Here is a 17699-nt window from a genome sequence, read left to right on the forward strand (position 1 = left end):
GGTGCCGCGACTCGGCCTGCGGCTCCGATGGTCATGGCGTGACCTGCGCACCCGGTGGCTGCAGGTGGCGGCCATCGCGCTGATCATAGGAATCGGCTCAGGCACGTACTCGGGTCTCACGTCGGTGTCCGAGTGGCGTCGGACGTCCTACGACGAGAGCTACGACGAGCTCGACATGTACGACCTGCGCATCACGCTCGCCGAAGGCAACTACATCGATGCCGACGAGCTCGTCGACGCGGCGCGCTCGTCGACGGGTGGCGACATCGACGCATGGGAACAGCGCCTCGTCGAACCGACACAAGTCGACGCCTCATCCGAGGACGAGATCGTGCTGGTACCGGGACGACTCGTCGGCGTCGACGTCACCGACGGGGAGCTCGACGTCAACGGCATCGACATCACAGCGGGCCACCCGCTGGGCAGCGGCGATCGCGCGGAGCTCTCCGTCGTGCTCGACGAGAACTTCGCCGAGGACCACGAGCTCGAACCGCCGACGTCGATCGAGCTCACCGGCGGACAGGAGGTGGACGTCGTCGGACGCGGGCTGTCACCCGAGAACTTCTACGTCATCGGCGACGGCGGCAGCATCTTCGCCGACTTCGCCGTGATCTACGCCCCGTTGGCGACCGTTCAGGAGCTGACGGACCATCCGAACGGATCGAACGACCTGGTCGTGCGTGTCGCTGGTGGTGCCGACGTCGACGAGGTGGAGGCCGACCTCCGAACGGGCCTCGAGGAGGCCTTTCCCGACATCGGTTTCACGATCACACCGCGCGAGGAAGACCGTGTCCTGCGGATCCTCTACGACGACATCGAGGGCGACCAGCGCTTCTACGACATCTTCGCCGTCATGATCCTCGCCGGCGCGGCGTTCGCCGCGTTCAACCTGACGGTGCGGATCGTCGAGTCGCAACGTCGGGAGATCGGGATCGCAATGGCGCTCGGCGTCCCGCGGCCGACGATCGCCATCCGCACCCTTCTGGTCGGCGCCCAGGTCGCCCTACTCGGTGTGCTGTTCGGTATCGGCGTCGGGCTGCTCATCGGAGCAGGCATGTCGTCGTTGCTGCGCGACTTCCAGCCCCTTCCCACCTGGATCACCGACTTCCAGCCCGGCGCCTTCGTCGCGGGGGCACTGCTCGGCTTCGCTCTCCCACTCGTCGCAACGCTGCTGCCGGTGTGGCGCGCCGTCAGGGTGACACCGGTCGAGGCGATCAGCACGACACATCGGGCGCGAGGAGGGGGGTTGGCACCACTCGTGCGTCGCCTCCCGCTTCCCGGCTCCTCGGTCGGCGAGATGCCATTCCGAAACGTCCTGCGCGAACCGCGCCGGACCCTGCTCACCGCTCTCGGCATCGCAGCCGCGATCACCACCCTGATCGGGGTTCTCGGGATGATCGACTCGTTCCTCGCCACGATCGACGCCGGTGACGACGAGATCCTCGGTAGCGCACCGGACCGCCTCACCGTCGATCTCGACTCCTTCTACGCCGAGGACGACGCCGTGGTCACCGACCTCCAGAGTTCCGGGAGCCTCCGCGCTGCCGAACCGGCTCTCCAGGTCGGCGGGGTCCTCGCACCCGAAACCGACGGTGAGATCGAGATCCTCCTCAGCGCCGTCGACCTCGAGAGCGATCTGTGGACTCCCACGACCCTCGACGGCAGGCTGGTCGGCGAAGGGCCGGGTCTGGTCCTCGCCGAGAAGGCGGCCGACGACCTCGGCCTCGAGGTGGGCGACACGGTGGTCGTGCGCCACCCGTCACTCGACGGCGCCAACGTGACCCTCGTCGACTCGGAGGTCCCCGTTCGGGCCATCCATCCGAATCCCTACCGGTTCGTGACCTACATCGACCTCGATCACCGTGGCCTCATGAACCTCGAGGGCATCGTCAACCAGCTGCGGGTCGCGCCCGCCGACGGATTCGCGATCGAGGACGTCCAGGTCGAGCTGTTCGGCCGACCCGGCGTCGCGTCGGTGGAGCCCGTTGCGGCCGCGGCCGACTCGATCCGCGACCAGATCGAGGAGGCCCTCGGGATATTCACCATCATCGAGGCCGCCGTACTGGTCCTCGCTCTGCTGATCGCATTCAACTCCACCGCCATCAACATGGACGAGCGTGCTCGCGAGCACGCCACGATGTTCGCCTACGGGCTCCCGGTCCGGTCGGTGATGCGCGTCGCGATCATCGAGAGCCTCATCGTCGGGGTGTTCGGCACACTGCTCGGCGTCCTGGCGGGGCGGCTCGTGCTCGAATGGCTCATCCGCGTCCTGGTCCCCGACACGCTCCCCGACATCGGGATCGTCCCGTCCCTCGCGGGGAGCACGGTCCTGACCGCCGTCCTGCTCGGCGTCGTGGCCGTGGCGGTGGCGCCGCTGCTCACACTCCGACGTCTCCGACGCATGGACATCCCCTCGACGCTGCGAATCGTCGAATGACCACCGGCGCACCGGCGGGATTCAGGGAGCGTCGACCGGCCGGAGGACCAGGCTGTACTCGACGGCCGGCCCTTCGGTCGCGACCTCGGTGTCGGTCGTGGGTGGGTAGCCGGCACTGACCTCCAGGAGCAGGTCGCCCCGCCACCACCTTCCACGGAGAGCACCGGCTCCCACCGCGTCGACCGTGCCGATCTGCTCCCAGCCTGTCCGGGGGAGCTCGAAGCGGTAGAAGCGCAGCACATCGAGAGGTGTCGCCGCCTCCCGCACGAAGCCGCGGCCGACCGTGTCACCCGCTTCGGGCAGCTCCCGACTGCCGTCGAGCCGCGGGAGATCGGCGAGCGCGCCCGGGGCGATCCCGGTGGCGCCGCTACCCGTGCCGCCGCCGCAGCCGGCGACGACCAGTACGGCGGTGAGTGCGACGACGACCAGTACGGCCGGACGGGCCACCTACGAGCAGCCGCTGGTCGCCCCACACGACGGGCAGGCGTGGCACGACCCGGCGGGTTGCATGATGTCGCCGCACACGTGGCAGATCACCGTCTCGGCCTGGCGGGCACGCGGCACAGGCGGGCTGGGCGGAGCCGGCGTGTCGGCCTCGGCGGCGGGCGGCTGGTCGTCGAGCGGAAGATCCAGCGACGACGACTGCCCGATGGCGGCCTCCTCCACACCCGGCAGCGTGGGCTGCTTGCGTTCGTCGATCGTGAGCACGCCGAGCGCCTCGCGCTTGTCGTACTCGAGGTACTCGACCGCCAGACGGCGGAAGATGTAGTCGACGAGGCTCGTGGCGAACCGGATGTCGGGGTCGTCGGTCATGCCCGCGGGCTCGAAGCGCATGTTGGTGTACATCCGCACGAACGCCTCCAGCGGCACGCCGTACTGGAGACCGTGGCTCACCGAGATGGCGAAGGCGTCCATGATCCCCGCCAGCGTGGAACCCTGCTTGGCGACCTTCAGGAAGATCTCGCCGGGTCGCCCGTCCTCGAACTGACCGACGGTGACGTATCCGTGGCAGTCGGCCACACGGAACGAGAAGGTCTTGGAGTCACGCTGTTTGGGGAGCTTCTGGCGGACGGGCTCCTGCACGATCACCGTCTCGACGATCCGCTCGACGGTCTCTGCCGGCGTCTCGGCGACAGGTCCGTCCGCCGTTGCACCCGCCTTCTTCTGTGTGGCGAGCGGCTGCGCCACCTTGCAGTTGTCGCGGTAGATCGCCACCGCCTTGAGGCCGAGCCTCCAGGCGTCGATGTGCAGCTGCTCGACGTCCTCGACCGTGACCTCCTCGGGGACGTTGACCGTGTTGTGGTTCACGATCCCGTTCCCGACGAAGGCGTGCGTGACCGGAACGGACACGTCGAAGACCTCCCGGGACCCGGCGTCTCCGACCGACTCCACCGGGCTGAAGTGCAGGTCGTCGTCGAGGACCCGCACCAACCACTCGGGAAGCGCCACACCCGGTACGGCAGCAACACGACCGAGAGTCTCACGGGTCACGCGCGACGTTCGTGGGTCGCAGAGGAACGCGAACTGGGCGCGGACCCCTGTCCCCTTACCCGATCGCCCTGATCGCCCTCGCGGTAGGAGCTCGTAGAGCGCGCGCGAATCGATCCCGGGAAGGACATCCGACGTGTTGTGCCGGGAGTCGTGGGCCTTCTCGCAGAGCCGCTCGGCGCGAGCGGCCTTGTCGGGCTCGAGGAACGGAACGAGCTCGACGAGGTGCGCCGCCTGCAGCCCGGTTGCGTACACCTCGTCGTAGGTCTTGCCGTAGCGGTCATTGCGCTTGCCGATCCGCCCATGGACGACACCGAGGTTCGCGAGCACCGCCTGGAGGTCGTCGAGCAGCGCCGGGCTGTCGAGGCAGATCGCCCACTTCGGCATGGAGGAGACGGACACGTACGCGTCGAGCGCGAGTCCCTGGAGGAACGCCAACACCATCGAACGGGGCGATCGCAGGACGGCGTCGGGGATCCGCTTCGCCGCTGCGCGTGCACCACAGCCGAGATGTTCGAGGAACTCGACGATCTCCTTCGAGGACACCACGACCTGTGGACAGCGCCCGGCACGTCGATCGATCTTCGCCTGGACACCGAAGAGATTCGGCCACGCTCGCGCCACTCGATCGAGCACGGCATCGACCGAGTTCGTCACGACGATCGTCCACGTCGAGCGGATCGTGTGACCTTCGGACGCGTACGCCCCGAGCAGGAATGCGAGCTCCTCGGACATCTCGTCGGGGACCCGCACCTGCTTCTGCGACCCGTACTTCGCCGACGCGGTGAAGTCGTCGAAGCGTGCGGGCAGCTCGGACCACAGCTCTGTTCCGTAGCGGGTCGCGACCCAGTCACCGCGCTCGAGTTCGTCGAGCCGTTTCCAGTCGAGTCCCTCTTCACCGGCCACGAGGAGCCGGTGGTTCGGAGTACCCGTCACGCGCTGTCCGGAGCGCAGCACCACCTCGCGTACCGGTCGCTCACCGCCGTAGTAGAAGGCGTCGGTCTTGTGCGTTCCGTACAGCGACGCGACCTCGATCGTCGCGTCCCGGAAGCTGTCGGGTGCTTCGCCGTCGTGCAGCTCTCCGATCCGCACGAGGCCGTCGGCAGTGGCCAGCAGCGTGTCGCCGGTGACGCACTTGGAGATGGCTCCCGAGATGAACGGCTGCACCGCTCCCATCATCGTGATGTGGCCGCTGTAGTGGATCGGGTTGTCACCCATCGAGCAGGCGAAGACCGGCAGGTGCTCGGCGTTGAAGCCGGGCGCCCCGATGATGGTCTTGTTGTCGTCGATGTAGCGCACGATCTCGTCGATCTGCTCGGGCGGGTAGCCGAGACGCTCGAGCGCGCGCGGGATCGTCTTGTTGACGATGAACATCGTTCCCCCGCCGACGAGCTTCTTCGCCTTCGTGAGTGCCAGGTCGGGCTCGATGCCGGTGGTGTCACAGTCCATCATCAAACCTATGGTGCCTGTGGGCGCCAGAACCGAGGCCTGGGAGTTACGCACGCCGTGCGCCTCGCCGAGCGCCACGGCGTCGTCCCACGAGCGCTGCGCCGCCGAGAGGATCTCGGGCGGAACGGCCTCCTCGTCGATCTTCGCCGTCTCCTCGCGATGCATCCGCAGCACATTCAGCGTGGGCTCGGTGTTCTCCGCATAGCCGGCGTAGGGCCCCATGCGCGCCGCTGTGCGTGCGCTGGTGGCGTAGGCGTGACCCGTCATGAGTGACGTGAGCGCCGCCGCCCATGTGCGCCCCTCGTGCGAGTCGTAGGGCAGGCCCTGTGCCATGAGGAGCGCGCCGAGGTTGGCGTAGCCCAAACCGAGCTGACGGAACGCCCGGCTGTTATCGGCGATCTTGTCGGTCGGGTAGTCGGCGTTGCCGACGAGGATCTCCTGAGCGGTGAACACGACCTCGACCGTGTGCTCGTAGGCCTCCACGTCGAACGTGCCGTCGTCGCGCAGGTACTTGAGGAGGTTGATGCTCGCCAGGTTGCACGCCGAGTTGTCGATGTGCATGTACTCGCTACACGGGTTGGAGCCGTTGATGGGGCCGGTGTTCGAGGCGGTGTGCCAGCGGTTGATGGTCGTGTCGAACTGCATGCCCGGGTCGGCACACTGCCACGACGCCTCGGAGACCTGACGCATGAGCTCGCGGGCCTTCACCGTCTTGACGGGCTCGCCGTCGAGCACCGCGCGCAGCTCCCAGTCGGCGTCGTCGACCACGGCCTGCATGAACTCGTCGGTGACGCGCACCGAGTTGTTGGCGTTCTGGTACTGGATCGAATGGGAGTCGGCTCCGTCGAGGTCCATGTCGAAGCCCGCCTCGCCGAGCGCGCGGGCCTTCTGCTCCTCACGCGCCTTGCACCAGATGAACTCCTCGATGTCGGGGTGGTCGGCGTTGAGGATCACCATCTTGGCCGCCCGACGGGTCTTTCCGCCTGAATTGTGCACAACTGTACCATTCACGGAGTATTCGTGGGCGTTGGCGACGGTCAGATCGCGCACCGGCCCCTCCCCGGCGTTTTCCACCGACACGGCGACGTAGCAATCGCGGCCCTCGGCGAAGCGAACGAGCGAGGTGTTGCCCAACTCCTCCGGGAAACGCTCGAGCAGTGCGCGGACACGGAGCAGACTGATCGAGCGTGGCTGCCGATACCGGCAGTACGGAGCGATCGCGCGTCGGAGGCGCTGGTCCGATGACCGTTCCCAGACCCGGCAGAGCTCGCCTACGACATGGGGGAGCACCCACTTCGTCTCGAACGGGCTCGCGTTCTTGCGTTCGACGGCAGCATCCAGCGCTGCGGACTTGCGTTCGGAGACGAAGCCCACCAACTTCGCGAACCTCCGGACGGCTTCACCCGAGACAGCGCGCACCACCGACACCGGTCGGTCACCGAACGCAGTACGCCGGTCGTCGATCCGCCCGATCGTCGACAGCACACCGATCGACGTGAGGAGCCGGTGGACGTCCACGGCGAGTTGCTCACTCACCGTGGAGAGTTGTGGGTATCCGTTGCCGACATGACCGTCGGCCTCGAACAAACCGGCCAGGAACGCCGCGCGCACAGAGGCCGGTGAGGATTTCACAGAGGCGGGGACGCTGAGGTCCTTCGACTTCGGCTTCCGAAGGCCGTTGCGCTCCAAGAAGCGAATGATCTGACCGGACGAAAAACGAAGTGAACACGATGCGTCCGGGCGATCATCGTGCCGGTTCTCGTAGAAGTGGACGCGCGATCCGAAGACCGTACGCGTGAGAGCGCGAAACCGTGATGCCAGCTCGGCATCCTCGTCTCCGAGTTGGACCGTCACGAACTCGGCGTTCTGATTCTTCGTGATGGATCCATCGCCCCAGATCCAGCCGAGCCAGAGCGCGAAGGCCTCGTCGATCGTCTCGGGGAGATCGTGGTCGATCTCCCGGTGGTGGCCGGGCTCCACCGGTTCGAGCGCCTGAGGTCGTCCGTGATCGGCCCCGGAAAGATCGATGAGGATCCGGTCGTCAGCCTCGAGCTCTCCGGCCCGGCGCCACTGCTCCCCGTCGGCGCAGCGAACGCGGAACCGGTGCTCGGGAGTGCACACGATCTCGTCGCCGAGCTCGGTGCGGACGCGCACGAGCGGGCGGATCCCGTTGTCGTGCACCGCCTCGACGTCCTGCAGTCCGAACCTCGTGTCGACCTGCCAGCCGGGCCGGACGTCACGGATCGGCACCACACCGTGATCGGTCGCGATCGGTGTGTCCTCGTGCAGGCACTTGATCGTTCCCGCGGACGCGTCGGCACCGCGCATGAAGCTCACAGGGCCGCTGGCGGTTCCTCCACCCTTGAGGCCCTCCACCGACGAACGGATGTTGGAGAGGTTGATGCCCGCGCCAGAGCCACCCTTGAAGATGATCCCCTCCTCGCGGTACCAGTTGAGGATGCCGTCCATCGTGTCGTCGACGGCGAGGATGAAGCAGTTGTGCACGCGGATGTTGCCGCTCAAGTACTCGCCGCTCTCGGTCTGGATGTCGTAGACGTCGGTCTCGCCGATCGACTCGACCCGTTCGATCTCGAGCCGCTTGACCGGTAGCGCGGCGCGGCCTGGGATCTCGAGACCGCAATCGAGCTTGCCGCGCTTGCGCTCGTCGACGAAACCAATGCTGTCGGCAAATCGGCGGCGATCGCCCGCGACCTGCACCGACAATGACCACAGGTCGTGCCGGTTCTCGCGGCGATCCCGCTTGCGGCGCACACGCGAGAAGATCCCGAAACGCGACAGCAGGCGCTGCGCGCCGCGAACCACATCTTCGGAGATCATGTCGAGTCCGACCTTGCACGTGGCCGCCCGGACCGAAACGTACCCCTCAGCCTGAAACAGGCTTCTCAGGTAGGCCGCGACCACGGGCTGTGGAGCGGTGAGGAGGCGGTCGGGAATGCACATGTCGGTGCCGCGGGCGAGGAGATCCCACTTTTCGACGAACGGACGGAGGACCTCGCCGTACAGCCGGATCCGGCGACAATCCAGCGTCGGGTCGTCGGTGGCGACCGACACCTCGTGACGGTGTACCCCTCCGAGGACGACATCGATCGCGCGGTTCACCCACTCGTGTTCTTCCGAGGTGACGGTCATCGCCTCGATCGTCAGTGAACGGTTGGTGCCCGCGTACTGGCCGACGAAACCGTCCGACTGCAACCAGCCCGCCAGAGCCGCCTCGGCGATCTCCTTGGTGAGGATCTCACCGTCACCCCACGATTCCGAACGGTGCCACTCGAGGGTGTCGCCCGCGACGAGGTCACCAGCGGGAACGAATCGACCTGACCTCTCTCCCGAGGAACGCCACACGAGGTGGTCGGCTGTGACGTCGAGCGTCACGCCGGCCTTCGTGTGGACACGGTGAACTTCTTTGCGACCGTTGTGCTTGACAGCAACGATCCTCGTGAGTCCGTGCGCGTCGTAGACCTTTTCCCCGACGGCCTCCCGTTCGACGAGCTCGCCGATCGGCACGAGCCCCATCGGCGTCACGACGGGCGCCTCGTACGGCTGGCACGCCGAGGCCTGCTGCGGTACACCCTCGACGCCGATGTTGAACCACACGGGTGAGTTGAAGGCGGCGTGCTGGTTGACGAGGATGTGCTTCAGCTCGTCGCGGAAGGCCTCCGTCTCCTCGGTGGACGTGAAGTAGCCGTCGCGCTCACCCCAGGCGGTGATGGTGTCGACGACGCGGTCGACGACCTGGCGCAGCGACCACTCCCTCTCCGCCGTGCCGAGCGTGCCCCGGAAGTACTTCTGGGCGACGATGTTGGCGGCGTTCTGCGACCACCCCGTGGGGAACTCGACGCCGGGCTGGAAGAAGGCGTCGGTGCCGTCGGTGTGGTTCTGGATGCGCGCGTCGCGCCGTTCCCACTCGAGCTCGTCGTAGGGATGGGCCCCGGCCGTGGTGTAGTGCCGCCTGATCCCGATCCCCGTCTGCTCCGGCGCTATTGCCATTCCGGCTCTCCCCCCTCAGACCACAACATCTTGTGGTCGTATGATCGGTCAACACAAGGTAGTGGTGAATTACAGCACTGCGATTCACCCGCTGTCAATGGAGGACCACCGTCAGAACCGCAGGTCAGTGGGCGTTCGCGAAGGTTCGCACTCGTGAGGCGGCGCACATGCCGGGCCGGCCGGTCGGGGCTTCACGGGTCGGGCACCAGTTCGCCGTCGACGACCGCGGCGGTCGAGTCGGGGCCGAGCCGGGTGTCGCCGACGAGGGCGAACCCGTCCGCGCCGGTGACGACCTCGGCGCCGTCGGGCAGTGCCACACCGGCGAAGCCCTCGACGGTCTCCCCGTCGGGGAGCTCGACGGTGGTGTCGGCGGCATCGGTGATACGCAGCCGCGAGGGCTCCCTGGCGGCGTACGCGATCGACCAGACGAGAACGACGACGGCGACGACGAGGGCGACGACGGTTCCCGGTGACCAGCGTCGAACACGCGCCGCGACACGGCGTCGGCGATCCGACGACACGGCGCTCAGCGCCGCTGCCGGGTCTTGGGCGCCGTCGTCTTCTGGAGCATCGTGACCTCGCGCTCGAAGTCCTCGACGTCGTCGAACTCCTTGTAGACCGACGCGAAGCGCAGGTACGAGACCGGATCGAGCGCCTTCAGGCGTTCCAGGACCGCGAGGCCGATGTCGTCGGAGGTGACCTCGGGGCCCACGCCGCGCAGCACCTCCTCGATCTCGAGCCCCATCGCCTCCACGGTGGCGTCCTCCACGGGCCGCCCCGTCGTGGCCTGACGGATGCCGCCCACGAGCTTCTGGCGCTCGAACGGCTCCGTGTCGCCGGAGCGCTTCACGACGCGCAGTGGCTGCTCCTCGAGGCGTTCGTAGGTGGTGTAGCGGCGCGAGCAGGTCGTGCACTCACGACGGCGACGGATGGCCCCGCCGTCCTCGGCGAGGCGGGAGTCGACGACCTTGTCCTCGAGGCCGCTGCAGTACGGGCACCGCATCTCCCCCACGCTAGCCAGTCGTGGGCCCGGGCCGGGGCCGGACCGCTCGACACCCGCCGGCCCGGGGGACGGGACCGGCGGGCGTCGATGCGCTCCCCGACGGATCGGCCGGAGGGGGACTACCGGCCGACCCAGGTGATCGTCTCGCCCGGCGACACGGCACTCGTGCCACGCGCCTCGGCGAGGGAGTCGACGACGGGGCGGGGGTCGGTGCCCGGCGCGACACGTTGCGCAACGTCCCAGAGCGTGTCGCCCGGCTCCACGACGTAGCTCGTGGCCGCCACGTCGTCGTCGGCGGCCGGCGCCGCCGCACCGGCCGCGGCACCGAGCGCCTCGAAGGCACGCTCGGTGCCGAGCGAGACACCGACCGCCAGGAGCATCGCCACGGGAACGGCGACAAGCGCCGCCACGATCCGCCGGCGTCGGAACACCGCTGCGGAGGGCGCCCGGCCCTCACGTACCCGGCCGGTCCCGGGATCATCGTGAACAAGGCGGAGAGTCGGTCGTGGGCTTCGCCCGGCTCCGGCGGGGACGGGGGTCCCGCCTCGGGCCTCGAACGTGATGGCGGCCATGGTGTCGCTCCTTGCGGCGTCGTGCCGGTCCGCACCGGCCCGGCTGTTCGTTCTGCTTGCTGGCTGTCGGGCCCCGCCGGTGCCGGGCCGAGCCCCGTACCGCCCCTCGGCCTGCCACCGGCGTGACGCCCACGAGCACACCATCCGGGTGTGACAGCTACCCCGGTGGCCCGGGATCCCGCCGATCTCGGGGGAGGCGACGGATCCGGGTGCTCGAACGCGTGTTCGTATACAACACCGAACACCTGTTCCCTGTCAAGCCCACTGCGAACAAATGTTTGCCCCGAACACCTGATCGTGTTACCGTGCCCACATGGCAGGAAACGCACCGGAGCTCACAGACCGGCAGCGCCAGGTCCTCGAGTTCGTCGACAGCGAGGTCCGAACACGCGGCTACCCGCCGAGCGTGCGGGAGATCGGAGAGGCCGTGGGCCTCTCGTCGAGTTCCACCGTCCACGCCCATCTCGCCGCCCTCCAGGACAAGGGCTACCTGCGGCGCGACCCCACGAAGCCCCGGGCCATCGAGGTGTCACTCGACCCCAGCTCGGGCGCCGCCGTCGAGCGACGCCCGGTCCGCCACGTCCCCCTGGTGGGCGACATCGCCGCGGGCACCGGCGTCCTGGCCGCCGAGAACGTCGAGGAGACCCTCCCGATCGCCGAGGACCTCACCGGTGGCGGCGACCTCTTCATGCTTCGGGTGCGCGGCGACTCGATGATCCGAGCCGGCATCCACGACGGCGACCTCGTCGTGGTGCGCAGCCAGGAGACCGCCGACAACGGCGACGTGGTGGCCGCCGGCATCCCCGGCGGCGAGGCGACCGTCAAGACGTTCCTCCGGCGCCGCGACCGGATCGTGCTGCGTCCCGAGAACGACGACCTCGACGAGATGGTCTTCGACCCCGACGACGTCACTGTCTACGGCCGCGTCGTCACCGTTCTGCGCCGCCTGTAGCGCGAGCGCCGGGCCGACCGCTCCGACGGCTGGACTCGGCCACCTCCCGACGGGGAAGGTTCGCGGGTGGGTATCGAGACGGACCGGAACCACCACGAGCTCCCCGCGCACGAGGTCCTCGTTCTCGTCGAGACCGACGCGCACGTCGGGCTGGATGCCGGGGAGGCCCGAGACCGGCTCCGTCGCTTCGGCCACAACGTTCTCCCCCCGGTCCACCGGCGCGGGCCCCTCCTTCGTTTCCTGCTCCAATTCCACAATCCGCTCATCTACATCCTCCTGGTCGCCGCCGCAGCCACCCTCGCTCTGGGCGAGACCGTCGACGCCGGCGTGATCCTCGGCGTCGTGCTGATCAACGCCGTGATCGGATACGTCCAGGAGTCCCGTGCCGAGGCAGCGCTCGACGCGCTGGTGGCGATGACGCGAACCGCGGCGACAGTTGTGCGCGACGGCACAACGCGTCGTATCTCGTCGGACGATGTCGTGCCGGGCGACCTCGTGATGCTCGAAGCGGGCGACAAGGTTCCGGCAGATCTCCGGCTCATCGAGGTGGAGGACCTGGAAGTCGACGAGTCCGCCCTGACCGGCGAGTCGGTGGCGGCTCGTAAGGAGCAGACCGTCCTTCCGACCGGGACCGTGCTCGGTGACCGCGCCAACATGGCCTACTCGAGCACGCTCGTGAGCCGCGGCCGTGGGCGCGGCGTCGCGGTCGCCACGGGCGCGCAGACCGAGATCGGGACGATCCACCGCCTCGTCGGAACCGCCACCGACGTCGAGACTCCACTGACACGCAAGATCGCCCAGTTCAGCAAGCTGTTGACCGTGGCGATTCTCGCTCTCGCTGCGGTCACCTTCGCGATCGGCTTCGCACGCGGTGAACCGGCGGGGGAGATGCTCACCGCCGCCGTCGCGCTCGCCGTGGGGGCGATCCCCGAAGGACTGCCACCCGTCGTGACGATCACGTTGGCCATCGGCGTCAGCAGGATGGCGCGGCGCCACGCGATCGTCCGGAAACTCCCCGCCGTCGAAACTCTCGGCGGAACGACCGTGATCTGCACCGACAAGACGGGCACGCTCACGCGAAACGAGATGACTGTGCGGGAGTTGTGGGCGGGCGGTGAGGCGTTCCAGGTGACGGGTGACGGATACTCACCGGGCGGGCGACTGGAACGTGATGGCCGCCGCGTCGACGTCGCGACGGTTCCAGCGGTCCGAGATTGTCTCGTCGCCGGCGTCGCGTGCAACGACACCCGCATCGACGACCGTGACGGGGGTGTCGAGGTCGTGGGTGATCCGACGGAGGCGGCACTCCTCGTGTCGGGTGCCCATGCGGATGTGGACCGCGAGTCCGTGGCCGAGGCACTCCCCCGGCTCGACAGTCTTCCCTTCGAGTCCGAGACCCGCTACATGGCGACGCTGCACGAGCCCGACGGTTCGGGCCCGCCTGTCGTCTACATCAAGGGTGCGACGGAGATGATCGTGGGCCTCGCCGACGCGCAACTCGACGCCGACGGGGCCCAGATCGATCTCGACGCCGGGCGGATCCTGGCCGAAGCCAACGCGTTGGCCGGCAGGGCGCTGCGCGTCCTCGCCTTCGCCCGGGCGGAGCTCCCCAAGGAGGCAGGTCTCGGTCACGACCATCTCCGTGAGGCGCACGTGGTCTTCCTCGGGCTCCAGGCCATGGCGGATCCGCCTCGCTCCGAGGCGGTCAGCGCTGTCGCGGCCTGCCGGTCCGCCGGAATCGGCGTGAAGATGGTCACCGGGGACCACGTCGCAACGGCGCGGGCGATTGCCGACGAGTTCGGCCTGGTCGAGTCCGCCGGCGACGGCCAGACGGCGGGAGCCGTCATGGACGGCAACGATCTCGCCGCCTGCGGCGACGACGACCTCCCGGACGCTGCCGAGAGGGCGAGCGTGTTCGCGCGAGTCTCGCCGGAGCAGAAGCTGCGACTCGTTCGTGCTCTCCAGAGTCGTGGGCACGTCGTCGCCATGACCGGAGACGGCGTCAACGACGCGCCGGCCCTGCGACAGGCCGACATCGGCATCGCGATGGGCCGCAGCGGAACCGAGGTCGCCAAAGAGGCGAGCGACATGGTTCTCACCGACGACAACTTCGCCACGATCGAGGCCGCGGCCGAAGAGGGCCGAGGCGTGTTCGACAACCTGACCAAGTTCATCGTCTGGGCCCTGCCCACGAGCATGGGTGAGGGCCTCGTCATTCTCGTTGCCATCATCGCCGGCTCGACGTTGCCGATCCTGCCCGTTCAGGTGCTCTGGGTGAACATGACCACCGCCGTGGCACTCGGGATCGCGTTGGCCTTCGAGCCCCGGGAGAGTGACGTGATGCTCCGACCTCCGAGGGATCCGTCGATGCCGCTGCTCACCCCGACACTCGTGTGGAGGATCGCACTCGTCTCGTTCCTCATGGTCCTGGGCGCCTTCGGGCTGTTTCACCTGGAGTTGGCCAACGGAGCCTCCGATGCGGCCGCACGGACGGTGGCCGTCAACGTCTTCGTGATGATCGAGCTCACGTATCTGTTCAACTGCCGCTCACTCGAACGGTCGATCGTCAGCGTCGGCGTCTTCAGCAACCGGTGGGTGATCGCGGGCTCTCTCGCGATGATCGTCCTCCAGGTGCTCTTCACCTATGTGCCGGCGATGAACACGCTCTTCCACACTGCGCCGATCAACGTCGGTGCATGGGCGCGCATCGCGGCGGTCGCGGTGGGAGTGTTCGCTGTCGTCGGCACGGAGAAACTCCTTCGCCGAGCGCGTGCCCGGGTCGCCGACGGCCGGTGAGCACGCTTGCCGGTTGGCAACTGACGGGCGTCTTTGTCATCTCGGCCGCCGTCCTCGTCGGATCGGGTTTCGACCTCGCCCGCAGTGCCGACCAGATCGTGGCGCGGACCCGGCTGACCGCCGTGTTCGTCGGTGCCATTTTCATGGCCATCGCGACGTCGTTGCCCGAGGCGGTGACCGCCGTTGCCGCGACCCTCGAGGGCTCGCCCGATCTCGCTGTCGGTGACCTGTTCGGGAGCAGCATGGCCAACATGGCCATCCTCGCTGTCCTCGACCTCGCCTACCGGGGACGAGTGTGGCCGACGGTCGGCCTCGACCACGCGCGCGTCGCCTCGCTGGCCACCGTGCTCACAGGTCTCGCGGTCGTGGGCATCCTCGACCCCTCGGGCGTGCGAATCGGACCGCTCGGAATCCTCCCGGTGGTGATCACCGGTGTCTACATCGCCGCGTTGGCGTGGTTCCGGCGTTCGCCCGAGTCGCTGCGCACCGTGAAATCCCCGCTCCGGCCTGACGACTCGGAGCGCGCGGAGGTCCTCCCCAACGGACGGTCCGTTCGCGGCTTCGGCCTGAGGTTCTGCCTCGCGGCCCTCGTCATCGTGATGTCGGCGCCTCTCGTGGCCTCGTCGACACAGGAGATGGCGAACCGCACGGGCATTTCGGAGACCTTCGCCGGTGTCGCCCTCCTCGCTGTCACGACGTCTCTTCCCGAGCTGATCACATCACTCGGAGCTCTGAGGCTGGGCGCCTTCGACCTCGCCGTCGCAAACCTGTTCGGCAGCAACGCCGCGAACGTCGCTCTCCTCGTCTTCGTCGACCTGGCCCACGGATCGCAATCCGTCCTCGGCGCCGGAAGCTCCTCACTCGCCGTGGCCGGGGTCGGAGCGATCGTCATGATGGCGCTGGCGGTCGCTGCGATCGTGCACGGCTCCGAGACACGGATCTGGCGCCTGGAGCCCGACGCGCTCGTCCTGCTCGTCGCCTACGTGCTCCTCCTCGCCGCCGTCGCACGCGCGGGATAGACGGCCGGGTCAGGGGGTCGGATCGGAGCGGTCGATCCCGAGGAACCACGCCAACACCCGGTGAGCGCCCTCGAGCGACGCGCGGTCGACCCACTCACCCGCCGTGTGCGCGACCTCGGGGTCGCCGGGCCCGAAGTTCAGCGCCGGAACTCCGTGCGCGGTGAATCGCGCCACGTCGGTCCACCCCAGCTTGGGTCGGACACGGAGGTCGAGCGTGCCCACGAACTCGGCGACGAGTGGGTCGGACAGGCCCGGCGGAGCGGCCGGTGAGACCGCGACCACCTCGAGGCTGTCGGCTTCCGGCAGCAGCGCCTCGGTCCGGGCCACGGCCTCCTCCGGTGTCGGCCCGGGGGCATAGCGACGGTTCACCACCACCGAACACCGGTCGGGCACGACGTTGCGGGCGACACCACCCTCCACGTGCACGGCCTGCAGCGACTCACGGAACTCCAGGCCTTCGACGGTCACCGTCGGGGCCTCGTGCCCGTCGAGGCGCGCCAGCATGTGCCCGGCGCGATGGAGGGCGTTCTCCCCTTTCCACGGGCGTGCCGTGTGTGCCCGTGCGCCTTCGAAGTCGGCCCGCAGGTGGATCGTTCCCTGGCACCCCGCTTCGACCCATCCGTCGGTGGGCTCCATGAGGACCGCCATGTCGGCCTCGACGAGGTCGGGTCGGTGCTCGAAGAGATCCCGGAGCCCGTTGTGCTCCTCGGCGACCTCCTCGCCCACGTAGAAGACCAGTGTGAGATCGTGGCGCGAGGCGGCGGCCTCCTCGGCGAGCCGCAGCATGACAGCCAGCCCGCCTTTCATGTCGGAGGCTCCGAGACCCCGGAGCACGTCACCGTCGCGCTTCCCGGGAAGGTTCCCGTTCTCGGGGACCGTGTCGAGATGCCCGCCGATGAGGATCCGTTCGTCGGCTCCCAGGGCGGTGCGCGCCACGACGTTGTCGCCGACCCGTTCGACCGCCATCATGCCGCCCAACGAGCCGAGACGTGCCTCGATTGCGTCGGCGAGATCCGTTTCCCGGTGACTCACCGACGGAACGGCCACGAGTGCCTCGGTGAGCATCATCAGGTCGTCGGCGGGAACGTCCCGAACGGCGGCGATTGCCGAGGCGGGTGTTGTCACGGCGCCACCCCGTGCTCCCGCAGCACCGCCTCGAGCTTGAGCTTGTCGTGCTCCTCGCCCTCGTCGAGGTAGCGGAGGATCAGGACGGACGGCAGCCCGAAGGTGCCGCCGGGGAACTCCCGGGGCCGGATGGCCGAGATGGCGATCGCGCGCTCGGGGATGTCGCCCTTCGAGACGGTGTCCCCCGTCTCGGAGTCGATCACCGGCGTCGACGACGTGAGGATCACGCCGGCACCGAGCTTGGCCCCGCGCCGGACCCGTGCTCCCTCCACGACGATCGAGCGCGAGCCGAGGAACGCGTCGTCCTCCACGACCACGGGTGCGGCCTGCGGCGGCTCGAGGACTCCCCCGATCCCGACACCGCCGGACAGGTGGACACGTTCACCGATCTGCGCGCAGCTGCCGACGGTGGCCCAGGTGTCGACCAGCGTGTCCGCACCGACGTAGGCGCCGATGTTCACGTACGACGGCATCATCGTGACACCACGGTCGAGGAACGCTCCCCGGCGGGCCGAGGCGCCGGGCACGACCCGCACCCCGGCGGCCGCGTAACCGGACTTGAGGGGCAGCTTGTCGGCGTACTCGAAGGGACCCAGCTCCGTCGTCGCCATGTCGGACAGGCGGAACAGGAGGAGGACGGCCCGCTTGGCCCAGTCGTGGACGACGACATCGCCGTCGACCACCTCCGCCACACGGGCCTCGCCCGTGTCGAGTCGGCCGATTGCCTCCTCGACGGCGGCGCGGGCCTCGTCGCGTGGCATCACAGCTGTGACGTCGTCGCGCGCCTCGTAGAGCGCGTCGATGGTCTCTCTCAGATCGGCCACGGTTCACTCTCCACTCGGTGGGTGAC

General features: G+C 68.5%; 11 protein-coding genes. 4 read left to right on the plus strand and 7 right to left on the minus strand.

Going from position 1 to position 17699, the window contains the following annotated elements:
• Nucleotide 1 precedes the first annotated feature (1 nt).
• A complete protein-coding gene (locus tag R3A49_04985) occupies nt 2-2437 on the plus strand; it encodes an FtsX-like permease family protein (GenBank protein MEZ5170087.1) in 2436 nt (811 codons plus the stop codon).
• Between the two features lie 21 nt (nt 2438-2458).
• Here the strand turns inward: R3A49_04985 and R3A49_04990 are convergent, their stop codons facing one another.
• The 5 genes from R3A49_04990 to R3A49_05010 all read right to left on the minus strand — a co-directional run bounded on the left by R3A49_04990 (nt 2459) and on the right by R3A49_05010 (nt 10957).
• Nucleotides 2459-2884, minus strand: coding sequence for a hypothetical protein (locus R3A49_04990; protein MEZ5170088.1), 426 nt, complete (start codon nt 2882-2884; stop codon nt 2459-2461).
• Nucleotides 2885-9382: an LAGLIDADG family homing endonuclease gene (locus R3A49_04995; protein ID MEZ5170089.1), complete on the minus strand. Its 6498-nt coding sequence runs from the start codon at nt 9380-9382 to the stop codon at nt 2885-2887.
• A 191-nt stretch (nt 9383-9573) separates the two neighbouring features.
• Entirely contained in the window at nt 9574-9903 is a 330-nt protein-coding gene (locus R3A49_05000; protein MEZ5170090.1) for a hypothetical protein, read from the minus strand.
• Nucleotides 9904-9908: 5 nt separating this feature from the next.
• Nucleotides 9909-10385, minus strand: coding sequence for a transcriptional regulator NrdR (gene nrdR, locus R3A49_05005; GenBank protein MEZ5170091.1), 477 nt, complete (start codon nt 10383-10385; stop codon nt 9909-9911).
• A 119-nt stretch (nt 10386-10504) separates the two neighbouring features.
• Nucleotides 10505-10957, minus strand: coding sequence for a LysM domain-containing protein (locus R3A49_05010; GenBank protein ID MEZ5170092.1), 453 nt, complete (start codon nt 10955-10957; stop codon nt 10505-10507).
• A 313-nt stretch (nt 10958-11270) separates the two neighbouring features.
• On the opposite strand from R3A49_05010, the gene lexA reads away from it, so the two are divergent.
• The 3 genes from lexA (at nt 11271) to R3A49_05025 (ending at nt 15724) form a co-directional block, all read left to right on the plus strand.
• On the plus strand, nt 11271-11909 hold the full coding sequence (gene lexA / locus R3A49_05015; GenBank protein ID MEZ5170093.1) for a transcriptional repressor LexA: 639 nt from the start codon (nt 11271-11273) through the stop codon (nt 11907-11909).
• A 66-nt stretch (nt 11910-11975) separates the two neighbouring features.
• Nucleotides 11976-14705: an HAD-IC family P-type ATPase gene (locus tag R3A49_05020; protein ID MEZ5170094.1), complete on the plus strand. Its 2730-nt coding sequence runs from the start codon at nt 11976-11978 to the stop codon at nt 14703-14705.
• Nucleotides 14702-15724, plus strand: a complete 1023-nt coding sequence (locus R3A49_05025) for a hypothetical protein (GenBank protein ID MEZ5170095.1) — start codon at nt 14702-14704, stop codon at nt 15722-15724. Before R3A49_05020 ends, R3A49_05025 begins: the two co-directional genes overlap by 4 nt.
• A 9-nt stretch (nt 15725-15733) precedes the next feature.
• Here R3A49_05025 and dapE read toward each other — a convergent pair whose 3' ends face one another.
• Nucleotides 15734-16849: a succinyl-diaminopimelate desuccinylase gene (gene dapE, locus R3A49_05030; protein ID MEZ5170096.1), complete on the minus strand. Its 1116-nt coding sequence runs from the start codon at nt 16847-16849 to the stop codon at nt 15734-15736.
• Complete coding sequence (locus R3A49_05035) at nt 16846-17673, minus strand: 2,3,4,5-tetrahydropyridine-2,6-dicarboxylate N-succinyltransferase (protein MEZ5170097.1); 828 nt, start codon at nt 17671-17673, stop codon at nt 16846-16848. Before R3A49_05035 ends, dapE begins: the two co-directional genes overlap by 4 nt.
• Nucleotides 17674-17699: the final 26 nt, after the last annotated feature.

This window comes from Acidimicrobiia bacterium, from assembly GCA_041394025.1.
In the GTDB taxonomy this organism is placed as follows: Bacteria; Actinomycetota; Acidimicrobiia; order IMCC26256; family JAOSJL01; genus JAOSJL01.

What these genes read in the sequence shown, in the direction of transcription:
- R3A49_05010 (MEZ5170092.1), bottom strand. Translation starts at nt 10,957, where the DNA reads ATGGCCGCCATCACGTTCGAGGCCCGAGGCGGGACCCCCGTCCCCGCC.
- R3A49_04995 (MEZ5170089.1), bottom strand. Translation starts at nt 9,382, where the DNA reads ATGGCAATAGCGCCGGAGCAGACGGGGATCGGGATCAGGCGGCACTAC.
- lexA (MEZ5170093.1), top strand. Translation starts at nt 11,271, where the DNA reads ATGGCAGGAAACGCACCGGAGCTCACAGACCGGCAGCGCCAGGTCCTC.
- nrdR (MEZ5170091.1), bottom strand. Translation starts at nt 10,385, where the DNA reads ATGCGGTGCCCGTACTGCAGCGGCCTCGAGGACAAGGTCGTCGACTCC.